General features: G+C 68.5%; 27 protein-coding genes. 14 read left to right on the plus strand and 13 right to left on the minus strand.

All coding sequences use genetic code 11. The annotated features are described in order from the left end of the window. Window positions 1-14: 14 nt before the first annotated feature. From P5G52_RS15950 to P5G52_RS15965, 4 genes are all read right to left on the minus strand, one after another. Window positions 15-872 (minus strand): ABC transporter permease, encoded by an 858-nt coding sequence (locus P5G52_RS15950; protein WP_301229334.1) that lies wholly within the window; start codon window positions 870-872, stop codon window positions 15-17. Then, complete coding sequence (locus P5G52_RS15955) at window positions 862-1,869, minus strand: ABC transporter ATP-binding protein (protein WP_435868708.1); 1,008 nt, start codon at window positions 1,867-1,869, stop codon at window positions 862-864. The genes P5G52_RS15950 and P5G52_RS15955 overlap by 11 nt, the downstream gene beginning before the upstream one ends. Then, window positions 1,866-3,080, minus strand: a complete 1,215-nt coding sequence (locus tag P5G52_RS15960; RefSeq protein WP_301229336.1) for a LolA family protein — start codon at window positions 3,078-3,080, stop codon at window positions 1,866-1,868. The genes P5G52_RS15955 and P5G52_RS15960 overlap by 4 nt, the downstream gene beginning before the upstream one ends. Window positions 3,081-3,287: 207 nt before the next feature. Then, a complete protein-coding gene (locus tag P5G52_RS15965; protein WP_301229338.1) occupies window positions 3,288-3,548 on the minus strand; it encodes a GlsB/YeaQ/YmgE family stress response membrane protein in 261 nt (86 codons plus the stop codon). A gap of 225 nt (window positions 3,549-3,773) precedes the next feature. On the opposite strand from P5G52_RS15965, the gene P5G52_RS15970 reads away from it, so the two are divergent. From P5G52_RS15970 to P5G52_RS15990, 5 genes are read left to right on the plus strand one after another with little or no spacing between them, the layout of a single operon-like run. Continuing rightward, complete coding sequence (locus P5G52_RS15970; RefSeq protein ID WP_301229340.1) at window positions 3,774-4,253, plus strand: PGPGW domain-containing protein; 480 nt, start codon at window positions 3,774-3,776, stop codon at window positions 4,251-4,253. A 51-nt stretch (window positions 4,254-4,304) separates the two neighbouring features. Next, complete coding sequence (locus P5G52_RS15975; protein WP_301229342.1) at window positions 4,305-4,712, plus strand: four-helix bundle copper-binding protein; 408 nt, start codon at window positions 4,305-4,307, stop codon at window positions 4,710-4,712. Window positions 4,713-4,718: 6 nt separating this feature from the next. Beyond that, window positions 4,719-5,087 (plus strand): DUF1622 domain-containing protein, encoded by a 369-nt coding sequence (locus P5G52_RS15980; protein ID WP_301229344.1) that lies wholly within the window; start codon window positions 4,719-4,721, stop codon window positions 5,085-5,087. Between the two features lie 43 nt (window positions 5,088-5,130). Beyond that, entirely contained in the window at window positions 5,131-5,787 is a 657-nt protein-coding gene (locus P5G52_RS15985; protein WP_301229346.1) for an ArsR/SmtB family transcription factor, read from the plus strand. Further along, complete coding sequence (locus P5G52_RS15990) at window positions 5,784-6,470, plus strand: SRPBCC family protein (protein WP_301229348.1); 687 nt, start codon at window positions 5,784-5,786, stop codon at window positions 6,468-6,470. The genes P5G52_RS15985 and P5G52_RS15990 overlap by 4 nt, the downstream gene beginning before the upstream one ends. 130 nt (window positions 6,471-6,600) lie before the next feature. Here P5G52_RS15990 and P5G52_RS15995 read toward each other — a convergent pair whose 3' ends face one another. The 3 genes from P5G52_RS15995 to P5G52_RS16005 all read right to left on the minus strand — a co-directional run bounded on the left by P5G52_RS15995 (window position 6,601) and on the right by P5G52_RS16005 (window position 9,877). Beyond that, the gene (locus tag P5G52_RS15995; protein WP_301229351.1) at window positions 6,601-7,788 is read right to left on the minus strand and encodes a ScyD/ScyE family protein; all 1,188 of its coding nucleotides are present in this window, start codon (window positions 7,786-7,788) and stop codon (window positions 6,601-6,603) included. Window positions 7,789-7,998: 210 nt separating this feature from the next. Continuing rightward, the gene (locus P5G52_RS16000; RefSeq protein WP_301229353.1) at window positions 7,999-9,225 is read right to left on the minus strand and encodes a helix-turn-helix domain-containing protein; all 1,227 of its coding nucleotides are present in this window, start codon (window positions 9,223-9,225) and stop codon (window positions 7,999-8,001) included. Window positions 9,226-9,427: 202 nt separating this feature from the next. Beyond that, complete coding sequence (locus tag P5G52_RS16005) at window positions 9,428-9,877, minus strand: hypothetical protein (RefSeq protein WP_301229355.1); 450 nt, start codon at window positions 9,875-9,877, stop codon at window positions 9,428-9,430. Window positions 9,878-10,130: 253 nt separating this feature from the next. On the opposite strand from P5G52_RS16005, the gene P5G52_RS16010 reads away from it, so the two are divergent. After that, the gene (locus tag P5G52_RS16010) at window positions 10,131-11,513 is read left to right on the plus strand and encodes an MFS transporter (RefSeq protein ID WP_301229357.1); all 1,383 of its coding nucleotides are present in this window, start codon (window positions 10,131-10,133) and stop codon (window positions 11,511-11,513) included. Between the two features lie 102 nt (window positions 11,514-11,615). Here P5G52_RS16010 and P5G52_RS16015 read toward each other — a convergent pair whose 3' ends face one another. Both P5G52_RS16015 and P5G52_RS16020 read right to left on the minus strand, forming a co-directional pair. Continuing rightward, window positions 11,616-12,542: an NAD(P)-dependent oxidoreductase gene (locus P5G52_RS16015; protein WP_363321922.1), complete on the minus strand. Its 927-nt coding sequence runs from the start codon at window positions 12,540-12,542 to the stop codon at window positions 11,616-11,618. 57 nt (window positions 12,543-12,599) lie between these two features. Further along, window positions 12,600-13,688, minus strand: a complete 1,089-nt coding sequence (locus tag P5G52_RS16020) for a LacI family DNA-binding transcriptional regulator (protein ID WP_301229361.1) — start codon at window positions 13,686-13,688, stop codon at window positions 12,600-12,602. Window positions 13,689-13,866: 178 nt separating this feature from the next. On the opposite strand from P5G52_RS16020, the gene P5G52_RS16025 reads away from it, so the two are divergent. The 5 genes from P5G52_RS16025 to P5G52_RS16045 are packed head-to-tail and all read left to right on the plus strand — an operon-like array spanning window position 13,867 to window position 18,532. Continuing rightward, on the plus strand, window positions 13,867-14,724 hold the full coding sequence (locus P5G52_RS16025; protein ID WP_301230161.1) for an ABC transporter substrate-binding protein: 858 nt from the start codon (window positions 13,867-13,869) through the stop codon (window positions 14,722-14,724). 44 nt (window positions 14,725-14,768) lie between these two features. Next, window positions 14,769-15,557 carry an amino acid ABC transporter permease gene (locus P5G52_RS16030; RefSeq protein WP_301229363.1) on the plus strand — a complete coding sequence of 263 codons (789 nt, stop codon included), beginning with the start codon at window positions 14,769-14,771 and terminating at the stop codon, window positions 15,555-15,557. Next, a complete protein-coding gene (locus P5G52_RS16035) occupies window positions 15,554-16,321 on the plus strand; it encodes an amino acid ABC transporter ATP-binding protein (RefSeq protein WP_301229366.1) in 768 nt (255 codons plus the stop codon). Before P5G52_RS16030 ends, P5G52_RS16035 begins: the two co-directional genes overlap by 4 nt. Next, complete coding sequence (locus tag P5G52_RS16040) at window positions 16,321-17,424, plus strand: Gfo/Idh/MocA family protein (protein ID WP_301229368.1); 1,104 nt, start codon at window positions 16,321-16,323, stop codon at window positions 17,422-17,424. The genes P5G52_RS16035 and P5G52_RS16040 overlap by 1 nt, the downstream gene beginning before the upstream one ends. Next, window positions 17,411-18,532: an NAD(P)/FAD-dependent oxidoreductase gene (locus P5G52_RS16045; RefSeq protein WP_301229370.1), complete on the plus strand. Its 1,122-nt coding sequence runs from the start codon at window positions 17,411-17,413 to the stop codon at window positions 18,530-18,532. The genes P5G52_RS16040 and P5G52_RS16045 overlap by 14 nt, the downstream gene beginning before the upstream one ends. Window positions 18,533-18,574: 42 nt before the next feature. Here P5G52_RS16045 and P5G52_RS16050 read toward each other — a convergent pair whose 3' ends face one another. The 3 genes from P5G52_RS16050 to P5G52_RS16060 all read right to left on the minus strand — a co-directional run bounded on the left by P5G52_RS16050 (window position 18,575) and on the right by P5G52_RS16060 (window position 21,704). Beyond that, window positions 18,575-19,696 carry a LacI family DNA-binding transcriptional regulator gene (locus tag P5G52_RS16050; RefSeq protein WP_301229372.1) on the minus strand — a complete coding sequence of 374 codons (1,122 nt, stop codon included), beginning with the start codon at window positions 19,694-19,696 and terminating at the stop codon, window positions 18,575-18,577. A 3-nt stretch (window positions 19,697-19,699) separates the two neighbouring features. Next, window positions 19,700-20,629, minus strand: a complete 930-nt coding sequence (locus P5G52_RS16055; protein ID WP_301229374.1) for a PfkB family carbohydrate kinase — start codon at window positions 20,627-20,629, stop codon at window positions 19,700-19,702. Between the two features lie 79 nt (window positions 20,630-20,708). Continuing rightward, window positions 20,709-21,704 carry an SIS domain-containing protein gene (locus P5G52_RS16060; RefSeq protein WP_301229376.1) on the minus strand — a complete coding sequence of 332 codons (996 nt, stop codon included), beginning with the start codon at window positions 21,702-21,704 and terminating at the stop codon, window positions 20,709-20,711. A 271-nt stretch (window positions 21,705-21,975) separates the two neighbouring features. Between P5G52_RS16060 and P5G52_RS16065 the strand changes: the two genes are divergently transcribed. Genes P5G52_RS16065 through P5G52_RS16075 form a run of 3 tightly spaced genes read left to right on the plus strand, consistent with a single transcriptional unit; the run spans window position 21,976 to window position 25,053 of the window. After that, window positions 21,976-23,292 carry an ABC transporter substrate-binding protein gene (locus tag P5G52_RS16065; protein WP_301229378.1) on the plus strand — a complete coding sequence of 439 codons (1,317 nt, stop codon included), beginning with the start codon at window positions 21,976-21,978 and terminating at the stop codon, window positions 23,290-23,292. Between the two features lie 46 nt (window positions 23,293-23,338). Next, the gene (locus P5G52_RS16070; protein WP_301229380.1) at window positions 23,339-24,223 is read left to right on the plus strand and encodes a carbohydrate ABC transporter permease; all 885 of its coding nucleotides are present in this window, start codon (window positions 23,339-23,341) and stop codon (window positions 24,221-24,223) included. After that, entirely contained in the window at window positions 24,217-25,053 is an 837-nt protein-coding gene (locus tag P5G52_RS16075) for a carbohydrate ABC transporter permease (protein ID WP_301229382.1), read from the plus strand. The genes P5G52_RS16070 and P5G52_RS16075 overlap by 7 nt, the downstream gene beginning before the upstream one ends. A gap of 154 nt (window positions 25,054-25,207) precedes the next feature. Here P5G52_RS16075 and P5G52_RS16080 read toward each other — a convergent pair whose 3' ends face one another. Next, window positions 25,208-25,873: an SDR family NAD(P)-dependent oxidoreductase gene (locus tag P5G52_RS16080; protein ID WP_301229383.1), complete on the minus strand. Its 666-nt coding sequence runs from the start codon at window positions 25,871-25,873 to the stop codon at window positions 25,208-25,210. Window positions 25,874-25,884 lie beyond the last annotated feature (11 nt).

The following is a 25,884-nucleotide window of genomic DNA, read 5'->3' on the forward strand; positions in this document are numbered from 1 at the left end:
TCCTCGTTAATCATTCAGCTCAGGATGTCCTTGGTGCTGAACCGCCCGTAGGCCAGCGTCCCGAAGACGGCGATGTAGCCGAACTGCAGCAGGGCGTTGTCGGCGAACGAGTTCCAGACGATCGGCTGCCGCAGCAGGTCCCCGAAGCCCAGCCAGTAGTTCGTGAACAGCCACGGGTGCAGCCACTCGAGCTGCGGCAGGGCGCCGAGGATCTGCGAGACGGCGGCCAGCGCGGCCGTCGCGGCCATGGCGCCGACCGGAATGGTGGTGAGCGTCGAGATGAAGAGGCCGATGGCGCTGAGGCCCATCAGGGACACCGTCACGTAGAGCGCCAGGAGCAGCAGCCGCACGAAGTAGCCGGGGATGCCCACGGTGTCGCCGGACAGCAGCGTTACGGGCCCGATCGGGAACAGCACTGCCCCGATGATGGCGCCCGTCACGACCACCGTCAGGGTCGCCACGAAGCAGAACAGTGCCGCCCCCGCGTACTTCACGAGGAGCAGCCGGATGCGCCCGGCCGGGGCTACCAGCAGGTAGCGCAGCGTGCCGAGGTTCGCCTCGCCGGCGATCGTGTCGCCCGCGACGACGCCGATGGTCAGCGGCAGGAACAGGGGAATGGCGACGGTCAGGGCCGTCAGCGACACGAACAGCCCGTTCTGGGTGATGCTGTTGAGGAATGCTGGACCGCGTCCGCTCGCCGACTCGTCGGAGGACACCCGGACGACGACGGCGATGAGGATCGGGATCAGCGCCAGGGCCCCGATCATCGCCCAGGTGCGCAGCCTGCGGAACAGGACGCTGATCTCGGAGAGTACGAGTGTCAGTCCGAGGCCTCCCGCGCGGGAGCGGGTCTCGACGGATTCAGCCGGCAACGTCGAACCCCTCTCCGGTCAGGGCGACGAAACGGTCCTCGAGGGAGGCGCCGCTGGCCTCGAACCCTCGCACCCGGACGTCCGCATGCACCAGGGCCGCGTTGACGCTCTCCGGCAGGAGGCCGGGGACGGAGAGCTCCGCGGTGAGGACGTCGTCGCGCCCGTGGCGCTCGGGGGTGAGGCCGAGCCCGGTGAGGACCCGGTGGGCGTCGGAATGGTCGGGCGTCGTCACGCGGACGTGGGCGGTGCCCTCGGCGCGGAGCTCGTCGAGGGTGCCCTGCGCCACGAGGCGCCCGGCGCTCATGATGGCGATTCTGGTGCACATCTGCTCCACCTCGGCGAGCAGGTGGCTGGAGACGAAGACGGTGGTGCCGTCGTCGGACAGGGAACGGATGAGGTTGCGGACCTCGCGCGTGCCCTGGGGGTCGAGCCCGTTGGTGGGCTCGTCGAGGATCAGCAGGTCCCGCGGGGCGAGCAGCGCGTTGGCGATGCCGAGGCGCTGCTTCATGCCGAGCGAATAGGCATGCGCCCGTTTCCTCGCCGCATGGCTGAGGCCCACGCGCTCGAGGGCGGCGTCGACGCGCTTGTCCCGGGTGGCGGGGGAGGTGTGGCGGTCGGCGGCGTCGAACCGCTGGAGGTTCGCCCGGCCGGAGAGGAACGGGTAGATGGCGGGCCCCTCGACGAGGGCGCCCACCCGCGGCAGGACGGCCCGGGCGTCCTTCGGCATATCGCCGTCGAGCAGCCGGATGTCGCCGCTGGAGGCCGACGCGAGGCCGAGGAGCATGCGGATGGTGGTGGTCTTCCCCGACCCGTTGGGGCCGAGGAATCCGAAGACCGTGCCGCGGGGTACTGTGAGGTCGACGTCGTCCACCGCTTTCTGCCGGCCGAAGGCCTTGGTCAGTCCGTGCGTCTCGATCGCGAACTCGCCCGACCGCGGACTCGCGCTGACCCGCGGACCCGCACTCGGCGTGCGGGTCGGGCGGGTGGTCGCGGTCACCGGCGGGACGCGGCGACGAGCTGGTCGGCGCTGACGGCTCCTGCGAGGATGCGTCCGTCGTCGGTGATCAGCACCGAGACGAGTGACGTCTGCAGGGCGCGGCCGCCGTCGACCTCGGTGAGTGCCTGCTCCAGCATGGCCTGGGCGCCGGCGACCTCCTCGGGATCCATGCCGGGCTTGACCTCCATGATGTCGCCCATCCCGGCGGCCTCATCGGTGCCGGGGTTCAGCCCGAGCTGCGCGGCGCTGCCGGCCGGCAGTTCCACGATGGTGCTCCAGCCCTCGCCGATCACCACGGGCTCCTCGGAGGGGGCGGGCTGGTCCTTGCCGTCGACGCGCGCCTTCGCTTCGTCGATGTGGGTCCTCGCCTCGTCGGCGGTGGGTGCCTCCGTGACGGTGGCGCCCTCCGGCGGGGCGAACTGGAAGATGCTCGCATCGGGGGTGCTGAAGTCCACGGCGCTGAAGCCGGCGTTGAACGCGGCCTCGTCCTGGCCCTTGGCCTGCACGGTGACGCTGAGCGGGACGCCGGTCTCGGAGTCGATACTGACGGCGATGGAGCCGATCAGGGTCGCTGCGTCCTCGGGGGTGAGCAGGAGTTCGTAGGCGCTGCGGCCCGCGACGCGGCTGGTGCCGTCGACGGTCACCTCGGTGCTGGGATCGATCGTCGCGAGGAAGGCCTGCGCGAGTTCCGCCGGAGTCCGGGGAATGTTCTGCAGTTCGGGGTGTTCGGCGACCTTCTCCTGCAGCTTCGCCTCGAGCTCGGCCTTCGCGGCGTCCTTGTCGGGCAGGACGGCATGGGCTGCTTCGTTGGCGCTGGAGTCGTAGTACCAGGCGTCGGTCTCATTGATGACGACGCTGCGCTGGGCCAGCTGGTCGAGTACCTGGACCTTGGCTTTGTCCGGCCCGTCGACGTAGACCTGGGCGGAGTGCTCGCCGGTCAGGAGTTCGAGGACCATGGACGTCGGGTCCGAACTGGGGGTGCGGCCCGGGGGAGAGGCGAGGCTCAGGTCCGGCAGGCCGAGGTTGGAGGACTGCTCGACGGTGCCGGAGTAGGCGTCGTCGGTGCTGGTGGCCACAAACTCGAGCAGCTCCTGCGCGGTCCGGGCGGGGAGTTGCGGCTGGGCCTCGGCGACGGCCGAACCGCTCACGGCAGCAGTGACGATGACCACCGGAACGATGCCGGCAGGGAGCCAGCGCCAGTTCTTGTTCATGATTGAGCCTTCCGAACGAATCTTCGCCCCATCTGACGTCAACGCTACACCTGCAAGCTGGGAGGGGTGAGGCGTCTATACCGGGTGAACGAGCGGGAGGGGCGTGGCGTGCCGGACACGCGGGAGGGCGGCGAGCGACGACGTCGGGCACCGGTCCCGACACGCGGAAGGGGCGGCCGAAGCCACCCCTTCCGATGCCGGGAAGTCCTAGCGCCTGACGTGCCGGCGTCCCGCAACGGTCTCGGCGACACCGATCAGCAGTACTGCGGCGATGACGGACACAATGAACCCGAGGAAGTTCAGTTCGAAGATCCGGCCGGTGCCGAGCAGGCTCGCGATCGTGCCGCCGATGATGGAGCCGACGAGGCCCAGCAGCAGCGTGGCGAGCAGGCCGAGGTTCTGCTTGCCCGGCTTGATGAGCCGTGCGAGTGCGCCGATGATGAGGCCGGCGAGGATGAATCCGATCATGGTCAATCTCCTTCTCTGTGCCCGCGGTGTGCGGGAAGTCCCTGATACTGCTGGTGGTACCGCCGCGTCGGTTCTGCCCGTGACGTGCCCAGTGACGCGAAATGCCGTGCTTGGTGCCGTACTTCTGCCGTAAGGCAAACGCCCTGCCCGGAACCGGGCGGGTGTTGCCACCAGCGCTGATCAGTTCAACGATAGAGGAATGCGAAGCCTACTGAGGAATTTTTGATGGCGCGGCCCCCTCGACAACGCAGGACCGGTGCAGTGTTCGCCGGGCGGACCACGCCCCATGGGGCCAGCCGCATCATCGGCCTCATCGTCGGATGGCTTCTGGTGCTGATCGGTCTCGCCGCCCTGGTGCTGCCCGGGCCCGGGCTGCTGGCCCTCGTGGCAGGTCTCGCCGTTCTCGCCCAGCAGTACGAGTGGGCGCGGCGCTGGCTGCAGCCCGTCAAGCGGAAGGCCTTTGCAGCGGCCGCGCAGGGGGTGAAGAGCACACGGAACATCGTGCTCAGCTTCACCGGCGCCCTCATCCTCGTCCTGCTCGGTGTCCTGTGGGGTGTGCACCCTGCCGTGCCGGGGTGGTGGCCGCTCGGCGACCGCTGGTGGCTGCCGGGCGGCTGGAGTGTCGGATCGGGGCTCGTCGTCTCCGGGCTCCTGGCCGCGGCCTTCATCGTGTACAGCATCCGGCGGTTCCGGCCGCAGACCTGACCGCTTCCCGCAGATCCACCTTTCCCGGCACCACCCAACGAGGAGCACGCCATGTCTGACGCCCGCGCCATGCTCGACACCTACCCCCAAGGCCGGAACGGATTCGACAGCGACCTGCTCGCCGAGTGCATCGAGGCCTGTTTCGACTGCGCGCAGGCCTGCACGGCCTGCGCGGACGCCTGCCTCGCAGAGGACATGGTGGCCGAGCTGCGGAAGTGCATCCGGACCGACCTCGACTGCGCGGATATCTGTGACACGACCGGGCGGATCCTGTCCCGCCACACGGGGTACGACTCGAACCTGACGCGCGCCGTGCTCGAAGCCTGCCGGGCCGCGTGCACTGCGTGCGGCGACGAGTGCTCGCAGCATGCCTCCATGCACGAGCACTGCCGCGTCTGTGCGGACGCATGCCGTCGATGCCAGCGTGCCTGCGAGGCCCTGCTCGCGTCACTGGACTAGGCCGCCGTGGCATTCCAGGAGGTCATGGAGGGCGTGGGCCAGGCGGTCGATGCCGCGGGTGTCGCCGCCATCGTCATCGGCGCCGTCATCGCCACCGTCCTGGCGGGATTTGCGCTGCTCCGGCGTCGTACGGAGGACGGCGTCTACCACCGGTACCGTCAGCGGCTGGGCCGCTCGATCCTCCTGGGCCTCGAACTGCTCGTCGCCGCCGACATCATCCGCACCGTGGCCGTGACCCCCACGTTCGAATCGGTCGGAGTGCTGGCCCTGATCGTCATCATCCGGACCTTCCTCAGCTGGTCCCTCGAACTCGAGATCAGCGGCAGGTGGCCCTGGCAGAAGGGCGCCGCGAACCCCGCTACGGACGGACAGTAAAAACAGTATTGACAAAAAGATTTGTCGGCGAGACAGTTGACGCATGGATGATATCCGCGTCATCGAAGACCCCGCAGCCGCCGTCGCGTCCCTGGACCCGACCCGGTCGCGGCTCCTCGACCTGCTCCGCGAGCCCGGCTCGGCGTCGTCGCTCGCGTCCCTGACCGACCTGCCGCGGCAGAAGGTCAACTACCATTTGCGCGCGCTCGAAGCGGTCGGCCTGGTGGAACTGGTCGAGGAGCGGCGGCGCGGCAACATGACCGAGCGGGTGCTGCAGGCGAGTGCCGCGTCGTTCGTGATCTCACCGTCGGCCCTGGCCTCCGTGGCACCGGACCCGCGGCGGTTCACCGACCGGTTCTCTGCGTTCTGGCTGCTGGCGCTCGCAGCGCGCCTCGTCGAGGAGGTCGGCCGGCTCATCACCGGTGCCGCGACGGCGGGGAAGACCCTGCCGACCTTCGCGATCGACGGTGAGGTGACCTTCGCCTCCGCTGCCGACCGTGCGGCCTTCGCGGAGGAGCTCGGCACCGCCGTCGGGCAGCTTGCGGCTCGATACCATCGGCCGGGCGCGGGCGGACGGCGCCACCGGGTCGTCGTCGCGCTCCATCCGACACTGAAGGATGCGCGGGCGGACCGCCCGGCACCGATCGATACCCCAGCTACCAGCCCGGCCACCGGGCCGGCCCTCGAGGAGAAGCAATGAATAAGAACGGGTCCTTCGAGATCGTCGTCGACACCATCGTGGGCGGGGCGCCCGACCGGGTGTGGGAGGCCGTCACCACGGGCACGCCCGCGTGGATGTTCCCCACCGATGACTGGCCCGCCTCCTTCCCGGTGGAGGAGAGGCCGCACCACCTCGTCAGCCGGATGGACGGCGAGGACGGCTGGTTCAACCAGCTCGAGCACGTCCTCGAACCGCTGGGCGACGACCGGACAAGGCTCCACTACGTGCACAGCGGCATCTTCGTGGACGACTGGGACCAGCAGTACGACGGCGCCTCGCTGCACACGCACTTCTATCTCCACACCCTCGACCAGTACCTGCGCTACTTCGACGGCGTGCCCGTCACGTTCACGGACATCCAGGCGCCCGCCTCCTCCGCTGCACCCGACGGCTTCACCCGCCTCATCAGCGCGCTGGAGCTCGACGGCGCGGTGCAGGGGGAGCGCGTCACGGTGATCGGACCCGACGGCGCACCGCTCGACGCCGAGCTCGACTACCTGACGGAGCACTTCCTCGGCCTGCGCACCGGCGACACCCTGTATCGGTTCTTCGGCCGGAATGCGTGGGGTGCCACGGTCGGCATGACGGTGCACGACTTCTCCGGCACCGATCGCGACCAGGCCGGGCCGTGGGGCCGGTACTTCGAGGGCATCTACGCCTGACGGCACCGCTCGATTCGGCGCGCAGGTGATGGCGTCGCGCCGGCGACGGTCGCTCAGGACGACGCCGTGCCCCGGTGGAGGGACACGACGCCGTGCCCCGGTGGAGGGACACGGCGCCGTCGTGGAATGACTACTGCCTGCTGTAGTCCAGGTGGGCGCGGACCAGTGTGCCGTTGGGCTCTTCCGGAACGCTCGGCGCTTCTGGATCGCTCGGTTCTTCTGGATCACTGGGCAGTGCGTTCGTCGTGGCGTAGAGGTACTTGCCGTCGATCTCGACGTCCGCCGGGAGGACTGCCTCCAGGAGCGGGACTGCCTGGTTGGTGCCCGCAGCGATGACCGAGATCCTGCCGGCGAAGAGCTCGGCGATGAAGATGTTGCCCCGTCGGTCCAGTGCGAGGCCGGTCGGTGTCGTGAGGCCGGAGGCGACGACTTCCTGGGTGCCGGTCGCGGGGTTGATGCGGCGCACCGATCCAAGGGTCGGGTCCTCGGGGCCTCCCGGCAGGGATGTCACGTACAGCATGCCGTCCGGGCCGATCTCGATGTCCGTGGGAACGGGCTCGGCGATGAAGGTCTCACCTACAAGGCAGTCGGGCAAGGGTTTCTCCAGGCCGACGCTGAGGGAGGCGACCAGTTCCGCGGTGATCAGCGTCGGCACCGGTTCGAGAACGGCCGCACTCACGGTGTTGCTCCGCGTATCGATGGTCAGCACTGCGTTGGCGCCGGCGTCGGCGACGTACACGTAGCGGCCGGAGTTCGACACCGCCGTCGCGTAGGGGTGCGAGTTGATGTCGCCGGGATACGGGGCGGGCGGAATCTCGGGTGGGAGGTCCGCAGCACAACTAGCCGGAAGATCCTTGAACCCGTACATTGTGCCGGCGTCGTAGTTGTTCGCGGTCTCCAGTGCGGCGAGGTCGGCGAGCATGCGAACCTTACCTTTCTTGATGACGTTGACAGTGGCGACCAGGGGGCCGGGATTCCCGGGGTCTCCGCCGGCACTCCGCGTGAAGTACACCTCGCCGTGGCGGGTGGAGACGCCTCCGATCTCGATGGTGGGTTCGGTGACGAGTGTGGGTGCCTTGCCGGTGCGGGCCACGCTGGTCAGCATCCCGCCGAAGTTCTGCGAGACGTAGGCGGTATTGCCCCGGCCCACGGCGACGCGAAGTGGCCCGACGAGGCCGGTCGCCAGTGTGTCCGGCTCACCGGCGGTGACTGTCCAGCTGTGCTGGGAAGAGCCGGGTGCTGCGGTTGCGGCACCGGCTGTAGAGAGAAGGGCGACCGCGAGTGCGGCCGCGACTATGGGCGTGCTTGTACCCTTCATGAGGCTTGTCCTTCGGGGGTGCGAGAGATCGTCGAGACGCTCTGACCGGCTCCAGCACCGAGCAGCGGCCTGGCCGCTGTGTTCCACGCACTGCCCTGTTGGTCCCCCAAGGAATCGCGTGCTGGGAAAAGCGTAGGACTGCCCTCGGCGAGTGTCTACGGTGTCCCTGAACGTGACGGCCCCCGGTACTGATGAGGCAGGAGGGGGTTCTCAATCAGAGAGCGCCCGCACCTGGTCCATCAGTTCGCGGGCCTTTTCGTCCGCTCCCGCCTCGGAGTAGAGGCGGGCGGCTTCGGACAGGTGGTGCGCGGCCTGTTCGACCGACTTCCTTGCAGCGTGGTACTGGCCGAGGCAGGCTTCGAGCTCGGTGGTGGACTCGAAATCCAGCAGGTCGCGCTGGCCCTGAATCCCGTCGAGCAAGTCCCCCGCCGTATCAAGGTCAGCCGTCAGGACGGCGAGGTGGGCCTTCGCGATGGTCAACTCGAGACGCAGGCCGGGAGTGCCGACAAGACGAAAGCCCTGCTCGGCGTTGCTGAGCGATTCGCGGACGGAGTCGTCGACGACGCCCGCCTGCAGCTTGAAGGTCGCGCTCGCTTTATGGAACTCCGCCCAGGCCCCCAGATCGGCCTGCGGATGCAGGAGTTTGGCGGCAAGTGCGTGCTGCTGACGTCCGAACTCCACTTCGCCACGGCGGAAGGCGACGTTGCCGACCGCCCACGCCCCTCGCGCTACGAGGAGTGAAGGCACGGATGGCGTACCCTCGCAGACACTGAGGGTTCGAGCCACGTCCCACGCCTCATCGAGGTCGCCCTTGACCGAGAGTGCAGCAATGAGGATGAACGCGGCCTGAAGGCGTGCCGGCGATTGCTCGGAGAGTTGTGCTGCGGACTCCACGGACTGCCGGGCGAGGTCAAGTGCCTCGAGCAGGCGCCCCGTGTTGCGCGCGATAGTGGACAGGCGTCCCTGGACGACGGACCGGAGTTCCGGCGTCGCGACCATGAGCGACGAGTTCTCCATCCGCAGCAGGACGGTCTCGGCCTCCTCCAACCGGCGCAGTGCGATCAGAGACTGCGCCTGCAGCATGGACATGTCCCACCACGGCGCGGCGTTGCGCTGCTCGAACGCGATGCTCGCAGCGTACTCAGCCTCGGACGCCGCGAGGGCGTCGTCCTGCATGTCCCGCGCATAGTTGGCTGCGAACATGGCGGTTGCAAGGGCAGGGTGATCGTCTGTAGCCGGCGGCTCGACCCACCAGTTGAGAGTCTGTGCGTCCATACCGAGGCGTATCGCGAAATGCCGCACCATCTCGGAAGTCGGTTGGCGCTGTCCGCGCTCGAGGAGGGAGATGTAGTGGGTGGAATACACCCCTGCACCGAGTTCCTCCTGGGTCAGTCCCTTGGCGCTGCGCGCCTGGCGCAGCATCTCCCCGAATTGCATGTACTCGTGCCCCCAGATACGTAGTCACTACGACCCGCTCCGCTCGCAGGATTCCATTAGTGACTTCCCTTGTCTAACAGATGCTCCGGACAATCTGGAAAACGCAGGAAAGACGCTGTAAAGGGGCATCAGCGGGCAGTGCTCGGTCAGCGGTGACGATACGCAGGGGCGGTTCCTTGAAACCTCTCGAGAACGGCGCCGCTCAGGCCTCGGGCGGCAGGGCCTCGTGGTGCTCCTTGCCCTTGGTGCGGCGGTCTTCCTTCATCTCCGCTTCGAAGAGGTGGCGCTTGCCGTCGGCGAGGGCATCGCGGGTTTCCTTCTCGAAGGTCTTGAACTCCGAGTAGTAGTGGTCGTCGTAGTCCTCCATGATCTGGAACGTCCACCGTCCCTCGATCACGTTGCGGCCGATGATCTCGCTTGCAAGCCTGTCGGCGATGTCGGTGTGGCCCGCTTTGCGGAACAGTTCTTCGGCTTCGGACAGGTTGAGATCCGCCGTGCCGGTGAGCCGGTGGAACCCGTAGAGGAGCCCGCGGGCATGCTCCACGACCTCGAGTGCTTCGGACAGTTTTCCGAGTGCTTCGACCGTGATGTCGGAAACGCCCTCGGGGCGCTGGTGGGTTGCGTCGGGACCGGGAGTATCGAGGGTAGCCATACTTCGTACCGTACCCGGATGGTTCGCCCCTTACACAGGTCTTGCGGAATCACTCCAACGCCCACTCGCAGCTTCGCTTTGTGCGTAAATGCAGAAGTGCTCTGCACTAATCGGCGTTGATCACGCCACCGCCGGGCGAAATACTGCTAACGCTCCGGTGTGCCTTCCCAGTGCGCACCGGCCGGCGGAGGCCGGTCACGGCGAGCCGCGTCACCAAGGACGTGTCAACGAAGACACCGAAGGAGTAGCCCGCATGAGTTCAACGCAGCACACCCCACCGCAGCGGCAGGAGCCCGACGTCGAACAGTCGGGCCTGAAGAAGGTCGTCGTCGCGTCGATGGCCGGCACGGTGGTCGAGTGGTACGAGTTCTTCCTCTACGCGGCGGCGGCGACGCTCGTCTTCGCCAGCGTCTTCTTCCCCAGCGCGGACTCGGAGCTGGATGCGATCATCGCAGGCTTCCTGACCTACGCGGTCGGGTTCGTGGCCCGTCCCATCGGCGGGATCGTCTTCGGACACTTCGGCGACAAGTACGGGCGCAAGCAGCTGCTGCAGGTGAGCATCATCCTGGTGGGCGTCTCGACGTTCCTCATGGGCTGCCTGCCCACGTTCGACCAGGTGGGCTACTGGGCGCCCGGACTCCTCGTGGCGCTGCGCTTCATCCAGGGATTCGCCGTCGGCGGTGAGTGGGGAGGCGCCGTCCTCCTGGTCGCCGAGCACAGCCCGAGCCGCAGCCGCGGCTTCTGGGCCAGCTGGCCCCAGTCCGCCGTGCCCCTGGGCAACCTCCTTGCCACCGGCGTCCTGTTCGGCCTGTCGGCCGTGCTGGACGAGACGGCCTTTCTCGGCTGGGGCTGGCGCGTGGCGTTCTGGCTCTCCGCCGTGATCGTGATCGTCGGGTACTACATCCGCACCAAGGTCAACGACGCCCCGATCTTCCTCGAGGCCCGCAAGGAGGTCGTCGAGGAAGCCAAGGGCTACGGGGTGGCCGAGGTCTTCAAGCGCTACCCCCGCGGCGTCTTCACCGCCATGGGCCTGCGCTTCGCCGAGAACATCCTGTACTACCTCGTGGTCACCTTCAGCATCACGTACCTGAGCACCGTCGTCGGCGAGGACCGCACCCGGATCCTCCTGCTCCTGCTCGTGGCGCACTTCCTGCACTTCTGTGCCGTCCCGGTCGTGGGGCGCTTCTCCGACAGGGTGGGACGCAAGCCGGTGTACCTTGCCGGTGCCGTGCTCGGCGCCACCTGGGGCTTCTTCGCCTTCCCCATGATGGACACCGGCAACGACGCCATCATCCTGGCGGCCGTCAGCATCGGACTGCTGTTCCACGCCCTCATGTACGCCGGGCAGCCCGCCATCATGGCCGAGATGTTCCCGACCCGCATGCGGTACTCGGGCGTCTCCCTGGGCTACCAGGTGACCTCGATCGTCGCCGGTTCCCTCGCGCCGATCATCGCGACGACCCTGCTGCGGGACTACGGGTCCGCGACCCCGGTCGCCATCTACCTGATGCTCTCCTGCTGCGTGACCGTCGTGGCGGTCCTCCTGCTCCGTGAGACCCGCGGGATCTCGCTCCTCGACGTCGACGAGGCCGATGCCCGCGGTACCGCCGACCTCCTCGCCGCAGCGAAGAGGTAGCCGCTCCGACAGCGGACCAGCAGGAACCCGGGAACGACGACGGCGGCGGATGCGCCGTCGTCGTTCCTGTTTCCGCACCGGCTTCCGGGTGAGTTCCGGCTCCTAGGTGAGCTCCGGCTTCGCGATGACGGCGATGTCGTCGTCGCCCGCTCCCGCGCGCTGCGCCTCGGTGAGTGACTGCAGGGCCGCCGTGAGCGCGGGGAGGGGATCGGGGGTGGAGCGCAGCATCAGCCGCACGTCCTTGGCGAGCAGGTCCGCGGAGAACTGGGTGTCCCCGAACGTGCCCCCGGTGATGACCGGGCCCTTCATGCCGGCGATGGCCCCGAGGCCGGTCCCCTGGAGCAGGTCGAGGACGGCTTCGGCGTCGAGTCCGTTCGCCTTGCCCAGGCGCAGCGCCTCGATGAGACCCTGCAGGGTGATGCCGAGCGCGAGGTTGGCGAGCAGCTTCCCGGTCGCGGCGTCCGACGGCGTCGCGACGCGGCGGAGGCGCTCGCTGTCGCCCCACAGGGCGGCGAGCGGTTCGACGACGTCGACATCCTCCGGCGCGCCGCCGAGCAGGACGCCGAGCTGGCCCGCGCGGGCCGGGGCGAGGCTCCCGATGACGGGTCCGTGGACGTAGCGGACCCCGGCTGCGGCCGCGTACTCGGCGAACTCGCGGGCGTCGTCGGGGGAGACGGTCGTGACGTCGAACCAGACGGCCTCGGCGGGCAGTTCCAGCCCGGACAGCACCACCTCGCGCACGGTGTCGGGTCCGAAGAGCACCGTCAGGACGACGTCGGCGTCGCGGACGGCGTCCTCGGGTGAATCGGCCTGTGCGGCCCCGGCGTCGCGGAGGCGTTCGACGGCACCGGCCGTCCGGTTCCAGGCCGTGAGTTGGTGGCCGGCTGCGAGCAGGTGCACGCCGAGTTCGTGGCCCATGCGTCCGACGCCGAGCAGTGCGATCTTCATGAATCCTCCGGTGGTGACGGGTGGGTGGTCGTCCTGCCAGTATCTGCCTTTCCGGAGCGTGCCCCGAATTCGCGCTGTCAGTCGTCAGGCCGGACCATCACGGAACTGACTGCCGCTGAGCCGACCTGCGCACAGTCGTCAGGCCGAGGCGCCGACTATTGCAGAACCGACCGGCGCGACGGATTCCCGGCGGATGAGCCGGGACGGCAACGCCAGGTGCTCGGGCTCGCTACGGTCCCCGCCGATGCGCCGGAGCAGTATTGCAGCCGCAGCGACGCCCTGGTCGTACACGGGCTGGGCGACCACCGTAATGGGCGGCGTCATCAGGCCGGCCCAGGGCAGCTCGTCGAACATGAGGAACGAGACGTCGTCGGGAATGCGGACACCGGCGCGCTGGAGTTCCGCGAGGGCCTCGAGGGCTATCACGCTGTCGGAGGCGACGATGGCGGTGGCCGGATCAGGGCCCGTCACCAATGCCTGCACCAGATCGCCGATGCTGTGCTGCTTGCCCCCCCCGAGCCGGATCAGGTCGGTCGGCAGGGCCACGCCGGCCTCGTCGAAGGCCCGGCGGATGCCCGCGAGCCTCTCCGTGACGGGATTCGTGCCGAGGTCCAGGTCCAGCGTGAACTCGACGCCGCCGACGTCGAGGGAGGAGATGTAGCCGACCCGCGTGTGCCCCTCGTCGAGGAGGTGGCGCGCGGCTTCGTAGGACACCTGCCGCATCTCGGCGACGACGGAGTCCACCGGCAGGCTCGGCAGCTTCCGGTCCAGCAGGACGACGGGGCGTCCCGAGTCGACCACCCGGTTGAGGTGCGTGCTGGAGGATCGAGTGACGGGGGCGACGATCATCCCGTCCACCCGCTTGTCCAGGAGGACATTGACGGCGTCGATCTCGGTGGCGAGGTCCTCGCCCGTGTTGATCAGGATGACGTCGAAGCCGCCGGCCTTCGAGGTGTCGTAGATGCCGCGCATCGCGAGGCTGAAGTAGGGGTTCTCGATGTCCCCGACGACGACGCCGATCGTCTTCGAGCGGCCCGTGTTCATGCTCCGGGCCAGTTCGTTGGGGTGGTACTGCAGCGTCTCGGCAGCGGCCAGGACCCGGGAGCGCACCTCGTCGCTGACGGCGCCGTAGCCGCCGAGGGCGCGGGCCGCCTGGGCTTTCGATACCTGGGCGAGGCGCGCGACATCGGCAACGGTCGTGTAGCGGGATGCTGAAGAAGATTCCATGAAGCCCTTTCCGAAAAGAGTTGACCTACGTCGGAGGGCGGGGTACGTTCTTCACCAACCCGTGTGAGTCCGGTCTCATTCTAGGCAGGTGAGACCGGACTCAACAAGTAAGGCCGAGGCATTGCCGACAGCGAGCATGGGCCACCACCCCCACAAGAAACCTTTGGAGTACCCGGACATGATGCGCACCATCTCCCGCCCCCTCGCCCTGGCTGCGGCCGCACTCGCAGCAACCCTCACCCTGAGCGGCTGCGGCGGCACCGCCGCCTCGAGCGGGGAGGAGAACCCCTACGGCCTGATCGATCCCGGGACCATCCGCGTGGCGAGCCTCGGGGATTCGAAGCCGTACACCTTCACCGACGAGTCGGGGGAATTCACGGGCTTCGACGTCGAACTGTTCACCGACGTCGCCCACCGCATCGGGGTCGACGACGTCGTCTTCACCGGCCAGGACTTCTCCGGACTGCTCTCCGCCGTCGCCAATGAGCAGTTCGACGTCGGAGTGGCAGCGATCGGGATCACCGAGGATCGCCAGCAGACCGTCGACTTCAGCGACGGCTACCTTGCCGGCTACCTGACCCTCATCACCCGCGAGGACTCGGGCATCGGCAGCGAGCAGGACGTGGCTGGCCACCGCCTCGGCGTCGTGCAGGGAACGCTGCAGGAGGCCTACGCGGTGAAGAACTTCACCGAGTCGGACCTCGTGCGGTTCCCCGACAACAACACCGCGATCGCCGCGGTGAACAGCGGCGCCGTCGACGCGCACTTCCTCGACTACGAAGCCGCCCAGGACTACATGGAGAAGTTCGGCCTGGTGTCCGCAGCGGACATCCCCTCCTTCGACGCACCGGCAGGCTTCGCCATCGCCAAGGACAAGGAAGAGTTCAAGGCCGCGCTCAACGAGGCCCTCGGTGACGCGATGGAGGACGGCACGTGGAAGGAACTCTACGAGAAGTGGTTCCCCGGCTCCCCGATGCCCGAGCAGTACCTGCCGAGCGCCGAGCAGACGGCGACCCCGGCTCCCACGAGCAAGTAGCCGGCGCCTTCCCGGTGCCGCACCCAACTAACTGAGAGCCCCTCATGGACTTCCTCGACAACCTCGTCAAGACCTTCTTCGACGTCGACTCGATGCTCACCGTCGCACCACAGCTCCTGACGGTGGGCCTCGTTAACACGCTCGTGATCTCCGCCGCGTCCACCGTCATCGGCCTCGTCCTCGGGATGGTGGTCGCGGTCATGGGCATCTCCACTTCACGCTGGCTGCGGATCCCCGCGCGGATCTACACCGACCTGTTCCGGGGCCTCCCCGCGATCCTGACCATCCTCCTGATCGGCCAGGGCTTCGCGAAGTTCAGCCAGAGCATCTTCGGGCCGTCACCGTACCCGCTGGGCATTATCGCGCTGAGCCTCATCGCCAGCGCCTACATCGGCGAGATCTTCCGCGCCGGCATCCAGAGCGTGGACAAGGGCCAGCTGGAGGCATGCCGCGCCCTCGGCATGAACTACGGGCGGGCCATGGCACTCGTGGTCATCCCGCAGGGCGTCCGGCGGGTGCTGCCGGCACTCGTGAACCAGTTCATCGCGATCGTCAAGGACTCGTCCCTGGTCTACTTCCTGGGACTGCTCGTCTCCGAGCGCGAACTCTTCCGCGTCGGCCAGGACGCCGCAGTGAACACGGGGAATCTCTCGCCGCTCGTGCTGGCGGGCATCTTCTACCTCGTCGTCACCGTCCCGCTCACGCACCTCGTGAACTACTTCGACCAGCGCTTCCGGACCGGCCGCCGCCGGCCCACGGCTCCGACGAGCGGGCTCAAGGAAGTCACAGAACTCGATGCGGTCACTCCGCTCACCACAGGGAGCAACACATGAGCAGCACCACCAGCACCTCCGCCGACCAGCTCACCTTCCGCGGTTCCAGCCTCCAGCTGAAGAACCTGTGCATGGCCTACGGCGACGTCCCGGTCCTCCGCAACGTCAGCCTGGAGATCGCCCCCGGCACCACCACCTGCATCATCGGCCCGTCCGGGTCCGGCAAGTCGACCCTGCTGCGGGGCATCAACCGGCTGCACGAGCCCAGCTCGGGCGACGTCCTGCTCGACGGCGAGGACGCCCTGCGCGTCCGGCCGGACGTGCTGCGCCGCAGGATCGGCATGGTGTTCCAGCACTTCAACCTCTTCCCGGACCACACCGCCCTGGAGAATGTCGCCCTCGCCCTTTGGAAGGTCAAGGGGATGTCGAAGAGCGAGGCGACCGAGCGCGCCCGACGGCGCCTCACCGAGGTGGGGCTGGGGGAGCGCGCCGACCACCGGCCGCGCGACCTGTCCGGCGGACAGCAGCAGCGGGTGGCCATCGCCCGTGCGCTGGCGATGGAACCGGAGGTCATGCTCTTCGACGAAGCCACCTCCGCCCTCGACCCGGAACTCGTCAAGGGAGTCCTCACCCTCATGGCCGGACTGTGCGAACGCGGCATGACCATGGCGGTGGTGACGCACGAGATGGGCTTCGCCCGTCGGGTCGCCGACCAGGTGGTCTTCATGGACGAGGGCGAGGTCGTCGAGGCCGGCCGCCCGGAGGACCTCTTCGACAACCCCCGCAGCGCCCGCCTGCAGCGCTTCCTCTCGGAGGTGCTCTGATGCGCCGGCCCTTCCGCACAGCCATCCTCGGGTTCGGGATCTCCGGCAAGGTCTTCCACGCCCCGCTCGTCGCCGCGAACGGGGACTTCACCCTCGACGTGATCGTCACCGCCGATCCGCAGCGGGCGCAGGACGCCCGGGCGACCTACCCCTCCGCCCGGATCGTCGGCACCCCTGCCGAGCTGTTCGCGCTGATCGACGCCGGGGAGGTCGAGCTGGACGTCGTCGTGCTCGGCACTCCGCCGGGAACGCACGCCGAGCAGGCGCGGCAGGCCTTCGCGCGGGGCATCCATGTCGTCGCCGACAAGCCGTTCGTCCCCACGAGCTCCGAGGGAACGCTCCTCCTGCAGGAGGCGGCCGAGGCCGGAGTGCTGCTGACCGTCTTCCAGAACCGCCGGTGGGACGCGGACTTCCTGACGCTCGGGAAGCTCCTCGCATCGGGCGAGCTGGGGGAGGTCCACACGTTCGAGAGCCGCTTCGAGTGGTGGCGGCCGGGCGGCTTCGGCAACTGGCGTGACACCACGACCGTCGCGGAGGGCGGCGGCATCCTGCACGACCTCGGAGCCCACCTCATCGACCAGGCCATCCGCCTGTTCGGTCCGGTGCAGGAAGCGTACGGCGAACTGGACCGTAGAACGGCCGATGCGGTCGGGGACCAGGACAGCTTCGTCTCCCTGCGCCACGCCTCCGGAGTCCGTTCGCGGCTGTGGATGAGCGGGTTCGCAGCCCTGCCCGGCGCCCGGTTCTCCGTCTCCGGGTCCTCCGGCGCCTACACGAAGTGGGGACTCGACACCCAGGAGCCCGCCCTGGCGGCAGGTGCCGACCCCGCCGCCGAGGAGTACGGCGTCGAACCGGAGGAGGCCTGGGGCACCGTGTCGGACGGGACCTCGGAGTGGCTCATCCGGCCCGAACGCGGGGACTATCCCGCCTTCTACGCCCTCCTGGCACGCGCACTGCGCGGCGAGGGTCCGTTGCCCGTCGACCCGCAGGACTCCATCGACGTCCTGCGGATCATCGAGGACCTGCACAACCGGAGCGGACACCCGGCTCCGGCTCCATCACCTGCACCTATCACGAAGGAAACAATCCATGAGCACGGCTGAACCAACACGACGCGTCGCAGTCCTCGGCGGCGGGATTCTCGGGGTCTCGACGGCGGTGCACCTCCTGCGCGAGGGCGCATCGGTCGTCCTGGTCACCGAGGCGGAGCTCGCGAGCGGCGCCTCGGGCAGGTCCCTGTCCTGGCTGAACAGCGCGGGGGAGCGGACCTCCCCGTACCACCAGCTGCGTGTGTGCGGCATCGACCGGTACCGGACGCTGTTCGCCGCGGACCCGTCCCGCGACTGGCTGCGCTTCGACGGCGGCCTCCACTGGGCCGGCGCCGGCTCGGACCAGGACACGGTGGCGCGCCACGAATACGAGAAGGCCCACGCCTACGACTCCGTCCTGGTGTCTCCTTCCAGCGTGAACGACCACACGCCGGGTATCAGCGAGGACGCGGTCGGCACTGTGTCGATCTTCAACCCGGGTGAGGGCTGGGTGAGCCTGCCGCACCTGATCGACTTCCTGATGGAGGAGTTCAGCGCCCGCGGCGGCGAGCTCGTGACCCACGCCGGTACAGCCCGCGTCCTCGTCGAGGGCGGCCGTGCGGCCGGCATCGAGACCCCGAACGCCGGGTCCTTCCGGGCCGACGACGTCGTCGTCGCCTGCGGACCGCAGACCCCCGCCGTCGTCGCCGAACTGGGCGTGGAGATCGCCGACGCCTCGCCGGTGTCGATGCTCGTGACCACCGCTCCCGTGGAACACCCCGCGAAGACGGTCATGAACACCCCGAGGGCGGCCGTGCGACCCAACCCGGGCAACACCTTCGCGCTCGACCACGACTGGTACGAGGAGAGCATCACGCAGAACGCCGACGGGACGTACTCCATCCCGGAGGAGGTCGTGAACGAGCTCGCCGACGAGGCCGCGAAGCTGCTGGAGGGCGAGCCCCAGCTCACGGCGGCATCCTGGAAGATCGGCCGCAAGCCCATCCCCGGCGACGGGGAACCCGTGTTCGGCGAACTCGAGACCGTGCCGGGATGCTTCGTCGCGTTCACCCACTCCGGCGCCACCCTCGGGCTCATCGGAGGCGAACTGCTGGCGAACGAGATCGTGACCGGCCGCAAGCACCCGATGCTGGAGACCTTCCGGCCCGGACGTTTCGCCTGACCGGGATCCGGTGGGGAGGTGCAGCGCGTCGGCGGGGAGGGCTCAGGCCTTCCCCGCCGGCGCGGCCTGCTGCACCCGGGAGGGCGGCCCGATGGACGAGCGGACCATGAGTTCGGCGGGGAGCATGTGCAGCCGGGGTTCGTACTCCGGCGAGCCGATACGGGACGCGACCTGCTCCACCGCCAGCCGCCCCATCGCGTCCACCGGCTGGGCGATCATCGTGAGCGGCGGCTGCATGACGGTCGCCCAGGACGTGTCGTCGAAGCCCACGAGGGACACGTCCCCCGGGTAGGAGAGCCCCAGGTCCTGGACTGCATGAAGGGCACCGATGAGTGCTTCCGCCTCGGTCGCGAAGAGGGCTGTGGGAGGATCGTCCGACCGCAGCATGGCGGAGGCAGCCTGCGCCGCCGCTGCCTCGGTCTTCGCTCCGGTGGTGATGAGGGCGGGCGAGTAGGGGATGCCCGCGTCCCGGAGCGCGTCCAGGTACCCGCGTAGCCGCTCCGCATCGCTCCACAGGCTGCGGGTGTTGACGGTCAGGAGGTCATCCAGGGTGTCGATCCCGGCGTCGGTCGTCGGGCCCCACAGGAAACCGATCCTCCGATGTCCCGCCTCGATGAGCGTCCGCGTCACGCGCCGGGCCTCCGCCCGGTTGTCGACGACGACCGCGTCGAGGTGCAGCCCCGGGACCAGCCGGTCGATCAGGACCACGGGGGTGCCGCGTCGGGTCGCCTCGGTGAGGTGCTCGGCCTCGGGCGCGCCGACCGCGGCCGAGGACACCACGATGCCGTCCACCTGCTTGTCGAGGAGGACGCCGACGGCGTGGCGCTCGGCTGCCAGGTCCTCGTACGTGCTGATGACGATCACGTCGAGGTTCCTCGCACTCGCCGCGTCCGACGCTCCGCGGATGAGGCCGGAGAAGAACGTGTTCCCGATGTCCGCCACGACGATCCCGAGGGAATTGGTGACGCCCGTGGTCATGCTGCGCGCGAGGATGTTCGACCGGTAGCCCAGGCGCTCGGCGGCGGCCAGGACCCGCTCGCGGGCGACGGCGCTGACCGAGCCGTAGCCGCCCAGGGTGCGCGCCGCCGTCGCGCGCCCCACACCCGCTTCCGCCGCGACGTCTGAGATGGTGGGGGCGCTGATGGGAGGATGCTCGGACGCCATGGGCTAATGGTAACGAGGCAGCGGGACGCTCGGCCCGACCAGCGCGGCCCGCGCCTCGTCGGGATCCGCGTCGGAGAACGGCCAGCCATGCCCGAACGCACCCTCGACCGTGCACTGCTGCGCGGAATAGCGGGCGGCCGCATGCATCGAGGCTGCGACGTCGACCGCATCCGCGCGCCGGTCCCGCGACCAGCCGGCCTGCAGCAGCCGAAGGAGGAATGCCGTCAGGTACGCATCCCCGCAGCCCATCGTGTCGACGACGGACGACGGCGGGACGTACTGCGCACCGTCCTCGTAGAACGTGCCGCCGTCGAGGAACAGGGCGCCCTCGGTGCCGCGGGTCGCCAGGGCGGCGCCGGCACCGTGGCGGATCGCCGTCGAGAGGAGATCGCGTGTCTCCCGATCATCGAGGTCCGCGGAGGAGAACTGCGCCAGGTCGACGGAGGGGCACACCGCGGCGAGGTAGGCGTCGGACCGCCGGTCGTCGTCCGCGGAGAAGTCGAAGCTCACGCGGGGGACAGCGGCATGGACGGCGGGCAGGTGCTCCTCGATGCCGGAATAGACGCTGGAGTGCACGACGTCAAACCCGGCCAGGTACGCGAGGTCCTCGGCGGACGGCCGCAGTGGCTCGGCGAGGGTGATCCCGCCACCGTTCCAGTCCAGGAACTGGCGCTCGCCGGCGTCGAGCCGAATGTTCGTCCAGCCGCTCGGCCCGTTCCTCGTGACCGAGCGTGAGATGTCGACGCACTCCGCGAGGAGGGACTCCTTCAGCAGGTCGCCGAAGCGGTCGTTCCCGAAGACGCCGAGGTATGCAGCATCGGCACCGAGGCGGCGCGCGAAGACGGAGAAGTTGACGCTGTTGCCGCCCGGGTAGGAGGTGCGGCGGTCGATGAAGCGGTCGACGATATTGTCGCCGTAGCCGAGAACGCGCATGGGTGCCTTGCTGCTCGAAGGAGTCCCGGCCGGGTGACGGGCACCCGGCCGGGAACGAGGGACTCGCCGTCCGGTGGGCTCAGTACTCCACGACCCGGTAGTACCGGCGCAGGTCGAGCGAGTGGTCGCGCTGCTTCTCGAGGTGCTTGCTGATCCGGCTGGTGATCGTATCCATCACCAGCGGGCCGAGCAGGCCGCGGAATTCGTCGTCGACCCCCTCCAGCGCGTAGTCCGCGGTGTCGAGGACGGTGGTCGCCTGCGAGTACTTCTCCGAGAACCTCACGACACGCTCCATCAGGGGGCGGGTCTCGTCCTCGCCGACGAAGAGCAGGACGCTGGTGTCGGGCTCGATCAGCTCGAGGGAACCGTGGAAGAACTCCGCACCGTGCACCCTGGTGGTGTGCAGCCACTGCATCTCCTCGAGGATGCACATGGAGTACAGGTAGGCGTGGCCCCAGAGGTTGCCACTGCCCACGACGAAGTGGAAGTCCGTGTCCTTGTGGCGTGCCGCGAAGGCCTCGGCCACGGGCTCTGCCTGGCGGGCCACCTCGACGAGGGCCGCCGGCACGGCCGGCAGCTGGTTGACGAGCTTGTCGTAGCCGGCGAACTCGCCGCGTTCGGACAGGAACCGCGTGGTGAAGAGCAGCAGGCCCAGGTCGAACGGCCAGGCGTCGGGCTCGGTGATGAGTGCGGAGTCGACGGCCTGGGCGATCGGACTGTCGGCGATCCCGGTGAATCCGACGGTGCGGACACCGCGGGCGCGGCAGTACTCGATGGCCTGGATGACATCCTCGGTGGTACCCGAGGCCGAGGCGAAGACGGCGACCGCCCGCTCGGTGAGCAGGGCATCGCCGGAGAGGACCAGTTCCGCCGCGATGGCGGAGCGGACCGGGATCCTGGTGTTGCGGCGCAGAAGGTGCTCGTAGGGCCACATCGCGGCGTAGGTTCCTCCCGACCCGATGAGGAAGACGGCGTCGACGTCGGAGAGGCCGGCGACGATTTCTTCTATTTGCGGCTGGAGGCCCAGGAAGCTCCGGGCGCGGGTGAGGAACTGGTCCTCATCGAACTTCAGCATGATGATCCCTTCGGAAGAGGCGAGGTGGCCGGACTGATACCGGTATCACCGGCACATCGTTGCACGGTGAAATCTGAAGCGTCAACCACTCGCTCTGCTTTTCAGCTCGGTTCGACCGGGGTTGCGAAATATTCGCTCGTCCCTCTGGTACCGGTATCAATCTTGCGCTACTGTGATCCGCACCACGCGGAGATGGACCGGCCCACCGGGCAGTCGTCGATCCGCAGCGGAGGCTTCCGGGCAGGTCCCGGTCAATGAAGGAGGATCGGCCATGAAGAACGTCCGACTGAGGGTATGCGCGGTCACCGCCGCGGCACTGGTGAGCCTCACGGCCTGCGGAGGCGGAGCCGAGGTCGAGGCAGCAGACCTCACCGCTCCGCCCGAATACGAGGGCACCCTGTCCATCCTGACGAAGTTCGGCGGAGAACCGCTGTCCCCCTACTTCGAGGACCTTGCGGCCGAATACACGGCCCTGCACCCGGACGTCGACTTCGAGATCATCCAGGAGACGGACCAGAGCATCAAGGACAAGACGAAGACCCTCGTCGCCTCCTCGGCCCTGCCCGACATCTACTTCTCGTGGACGGGCGACTACGCCGACAAGTTCATCGAGGGCGGCCTGGCCGCGGACCTCAGCGCGGTGCTCGCTCCCGATTCGGAGTGGGGAGGCACGTTCGGGGCGGCGTCGCTGGATGCCTTCGCCCAGGACGGCAAGTACTACGCCGTCCCCCTGTACAACAACGGCAAGTTCATGGGCTACAACAAGGCCCTGTTCGACAAGGCCGGGGTCGCCGTCCCCACTACGTTCGAAGAACTGATCGCCGCCTGCCCGAAGCTCGAGGCGCAGGGCGTGGAGCCGCTGGCCTTCGGCAACAAGGACGGCTGGCCCGGACTGCACTTCCTCCAGCAGCTCTTCGCCTACAACGTGCCGCAGGACGTCCTCGAGAAGGACTTCGTCCCCGCGACCGCCACCTGGGACCACCCGGGCTACGCGAAGTCGCTCGAGGAGTTCCAGGCCGTGGTGCAGGACTGCACCACGACAGGATCGGACTCCAACGGCGTGCTGTACTCGACCGCCCAGCAGGCCCAGTCGGCCGGCCAGGCGGCCATGTACTTCCAGGAGATCCTGGAGTTCGATTCGGTCGTCACGGAGTCCTCGAAGATCACCGCCGACAACTTCGGGATCTTCGCCCTGCCGGCTCCCGAAGGCGCCGAGGGCGACCCCGCCGCACTGGAGGGATCACCCGAGGGCATGATGGTCAACGCCAGGTCCCCGCGCCAGGCGCTCGCCGTCGACTTCCTCAAGTTCGTGACGACCAAGGCGAATGCTGAGAAGCTCGCCGGGGCGCCCTTCAGCCAGCCGAGCACCGTCGTGGGCGCCGTCTCCGGGTCGACGGCGAGCCCCGCCGTGGTCGAGGGCGTCGAGAAGCTCAACGAGGCCAGTTACCTGCTCGGGTGGCTCGACGCCGTCACGGTGCCCGACGTCGCGGATGCCTGGCTCGCCGGCGGCGAGGCGCTGGTGTCCGGATCCGAGACTCCCGAAGAGGTTCTGAGCAGTGTCCGCGCCGCTTCAGACAGCGCCAAGTAGGACCGCACCCGCCGCACCCCTGCTTCCCCGGACCGGGGAAGCAGGGGTGCGGCGGCACCGCAGGACGCGGGGCTGGGCCTGGGTGGCTCCGGCACTCCTGATCCTGGGCGTGTTCGTCTACCTCCCCCTGCTCCAGAATCTGCAGTACAGCGTCATGGAGTGGGACATCTACGGAGGCGGGTCCTCCTTCGTCGGGATGGCCAACTACGAGAAGCTGGTCGGCGATCCGGTGTTCTGGCACGCCCTGCTGAACAACTCCGCCTACGCCGCGGTCTCGCTGGTCTGCCAGGTCTTCGGCGCGCTGCTCCTCGCCGCGCTGGTGGAGGGCCTGCGGTCCGAGCGGTGGCGGCGTGCGCTGCGGGCCATCTACTTCGTTCCGTCCGCGATCTCCCTGACGGTCGCGGGACTGCTGTTCTACTTCATCTACGAGCCGGAGCTCGGCATCCTGAATGCGGCCCTGCGGGGCGTCGGACTCGACTCCCTGACGCAGGCTTGGCTGGGCCAGGAGGGCACGGCCATCTGGGCCGTGATCGCCATGAGCCAGTGGCAGGGCTTCGGCTACTCCACGCTGCTCTTCGCGATCGCCATCCAGCGCATCCCGCAGGACCTCTACGATGCCGCCTCGCTCGACGGCGTCGGCCCGGTCCGCAGGTTCCTCCAAGTCACGGTCCCGCTGACCCGCGAGATGACGGGCCTGATGATCATCGTGACGCTCTCGGGTGCCTTCCAGGTGTTCAACGAGGTCATGGTCATGACCAGCGGAGGTCCCAACAATTCGAGCCAGGTCCTGGTCAGCTGGCTCTACCGGATGGGCTTCGGCCGCAACGACTTCGGCTACGCCGCCGCCATCGCCACGGTGATCTTCCTCCTGACACTGGGCGTCGCGCTCCTGCAGCTGGCCATCACGCGAAAGAGGAGAGTGGAATGGTAACCCGGACAAGTCTTCTGGGCGTCGTCGCGCGTACCTTCGTGGCGTCGTTCCTGCTGGCCCTCGCCGTCGTCGTGATCTATCCCTTGCTGTGGATGGTGCTGAACGGGTTCAAGACCAACAGCGAGCTCTTCGGGAACCCCTTCGCGCTGCCGCTCCAGCTCAGCTGGGACAACTACGTGAAGGCGTGGAACCGCGGCGTCAGCAGCTACCTGGTGACGAGCATCCTGGTCACCGTCACGTCGACCATCGCGACGGTGTTCATCAGCGCGTGGGCCGCGTACGGGCTCACCCGGATGCAGATCCCCTTCAGCCGCACCGTGCTGGCCCTGATCCTCGGTGGCCTCATGCTCGCCCCCGCCGTCGCGCTGATCCCGCTCGTCAAGATGTTCCAGGCGCTCGGGCTCTACAACACGTTCTGGGCGCTGTTGATCCTCTACGTGGCGTTCCGGATCCCGTTCACCACCTTCCTGATCCGCGCCTACATGGTCGACCTCCCGCTGGAGATCGACGAGGCGGCGGCCGTGGACGGGGCCGGCAAGGCGAGGGCGTTCTGGAGCATCATCCTGCCCATGTGCAAGCCGATCCTCGTCTCCAGCGTCATCCTGAACATCCTGTTCACCTGGAACGAGTACCTGTTCGCGATGGTCTTCACGAGCGGCGGAGACCTGCAGACGCTGCCCATCGGGCTGACGAATCTCATGAGCAAGCACGGCACCGAATACCCCGTGGTCTTCGCCGGCATGACGATCGCCGCCGTGCCGGTCATCCTGCTCTTCTTCCTCACGCAGAAGTACTTCGTGCGGGGGCTCGCGGACGGCGTCGGGAAGTAGCGTCAGCGCCACCACAGCGCCATCCCGGGCTGTCCGGGTCCGGGCCTTTCCGGGCTCGGGCCTTTCCGGGCTCGGGACGGCGTGCCGGCGGGTGCTGCTCAGCCCGGAAGGAGAGGACCGCGCGTCGCTGTCGGATCGCCCGACAGGTGCGGCATCAATCTGCGCTGATCTGCCGGCGGAAGGTGTCCCGCCGGGCGTGAAGGTCCCAGAGGACGCCGGCGAGGACGTTGGGGTCCTTCTCCGGATCGCCCTCGACGATCCGGCCGCCGATGATGAGCTGCGATACGTGGATGCCTTCCTCGGCGAGCACCTCGTGCAGCAGCTGGGCGTAGGCGGCCTGGCCCGCGAACGCTACCGAGGTACCGGTGACAGCGCGCCCGGGTCTGACCGCGGAGCCGCCGTTGACGAAGAGGATGGTGCCGCGACTCTGACCGAGGAACCGCATGCCGGGCAGCACCTGGTGCACTGCGGCCACGGACCCGTAGATCGAGAACTCCACCGGACCCTTGAGGTCCGCCGGCGTCGTCTCGAGGACGGGCCGCATGAAGTCCTTCTGGGGGAGAGGGCTGTACTGCAGCACCTCGATCGGTCCGAGCGTCTCGGTCGCGGCTTCGAGGGCGGCTGCGATGGATTCCGGATTCCGGACGTCCGCGGCGAAGCCCCGGGCGTGGATGCCTTCCTTGCCGAGGTCCTCCGCGAGGGCGTCCACCTTGCCCTGGCTCCGGGAGATGAGGGCTACGGAGAACCCCTCCGCCCCGAAACGCCGTGCCATTGCGGCTCCGAGACCGCGTCCTGCTCCGATGATTGCGAGAGTAGTCATACCCGGTGCAA

The sequence above is a fragment of the Arthrobacter burdickii genome (assembly GCF_030433645.1).
GTDB lineage: Bacteria > Actinomycetota > Actinomycetes > Actinomycetales > Micrococcaceae > Arthrobacter_D > Arthrobacter_D burdickii.

Coding starts and splice junctions, on each gene's coding strand:
- P5G52_RS15960 (WP_301229336.1), bottom strand. CDS start 3,080: ATGAACAAGAACTGGCGCTGGCTCCCTGCCGGCATCGTTCCGGTGGTC.
- P5G52_RS15965 (WP_301229338.1), bottom strand. CDS start 3,548: ATGATCGGATTCATCCTCGCCGGCCTCATCATCGGCGCACTCGCACGG.
- P5G52_RS15970 (WP_301229340.1), top strand. CDS start 3,774: ATGGCGCGGCCCCCTCGACAACGCAGGACCGGTGCAGTGTTCGCCGGG.
- P5G52_RS15975 (WP_301229342.1), top strand. CDS start 4,305: ATGTCTGACGCCCGCGCCATGCTCGACACCTACCCCCAAGGCCGGAAC.
- P5G52_RS15985 (WP_301229346.1), top strand. CDS start 5,131: ATGGATGATATCCGCGTCATCGAAGACCCCGCAGCCGCCGTCGCGTCC.
- P5G52_RS15990 (WP_301229348.1), top strand. CDS start 5,784: ATGAATAAGAACGGGTCCTTCGAGATCGTCGTCGACACCATCGTGGGC.
- P5G52_RS15995 (WP_301229351.1), bottom strand. CDS start 7,788: ATGAAGGGTACAAGCACGCCCATAGTCGCGGCCGCACTCGCGGTCGCC.
- P5G52_RS16000 (WP_301229353.1), bottom strand. CDS start 9,225: ATGCAATTCGGGGAGATGCTGCGCCAGGCGCGCAGCGCCAAGGGACTG.
- P5G52_RS16005 (WP_301229355.1), bottom strand. CDS start 9,877: ATGGCTACCCTCGATACTCCCGGTCCCGACGCAACCCACCAGCGCCCC.
- P5G52_RS16010 (WP_301229357.1), top strand. CDS start 10,131: ATGAGTTCAACGCAGCACACCCCACCGCAGCGGCAGGAGCCCGACGTC.
- P5G52_RS16020 (WP_301229361.1), bottom strand. CDS start 13,688: ATGGAATCTTCTTCAGCATCCCGCTACACGACCGTTGCCGATGTCGCG.
- P5G52_RS16025 (WP_301230161.1), top strand. CDS start 13,867: ATGATGCGCACCATCTCCCGCCCCCTCGCCCTGGCTGCGGCCGCACTC.
- P5G52_RS16030 (WP_301229363.1), top strand. CDS start 14,769: ATGGACTTCCTCGACAACCTCGTCAAGACCTTCTTCGACGTCGACTCG.
- P5G52_RS16035 (WP_301229366.1), top strand. CDS start 15,554: ATGAGCAGCACCACCAGCACCTCCGCCGACCAGCTCACCTTCCGCGGT.
- P5G52_RS16040 (WP_301229368.1), top strand. CDS start 16,321: ATGCGCCGGCCCTTCCGCACAGCCATCCTCGGGTTCGGGATCTCCGGC.
- P5G52_RS16045 (WP_301229370.1), top strand. CDS start 17,411: ATGAGCACGGCTGAACCAACACGACGCGTCGCAGTCCTCGGCGGCGGG.
- P5G52_RS16050 (WP_301229372.1), bottom strand. CDS start 19,696: ATGGCGTCCGAGCATCCTCCCATCAGCGCCCCCACCATCTCAGACGTC.
- P5G52_RS16055 (WP_301229374.1), bottom strand. CDS start 20,629: ATGCGCGTTCTCGGCTACGGCGACAATATCGTCGACCGCTTCATCGAC.
- P5G52_RS16060 (WP_301229376.1), bottom strand. CDS start 21,704: ATGCTGAAGTTCGATGAGGACCAGTTCCTCACCCGCGCCCGGAGCTTC.
- P5G52_RS16065 (WP_301229378.1), top strand. CDS start 21,976: ATGAAGAACGTCCGACTGAGGGTATGCGCGGTCACCGCCGCGGCACTG.
- P5G52_RS16075 (WP_301229382.1), top strand. CDS start 24,217: ATGGTAACCCGGACAAGTCTTCTGGGCGTCGTCGCGCGTACCTTCGTG.
- P5G52_RS16080 (WP_301229383.1), bottom strand. CDS start 25,873: ATGACTACTCTCGCAATCATCGGAGCAGGACGCGGTCTCGGAGCCGCA.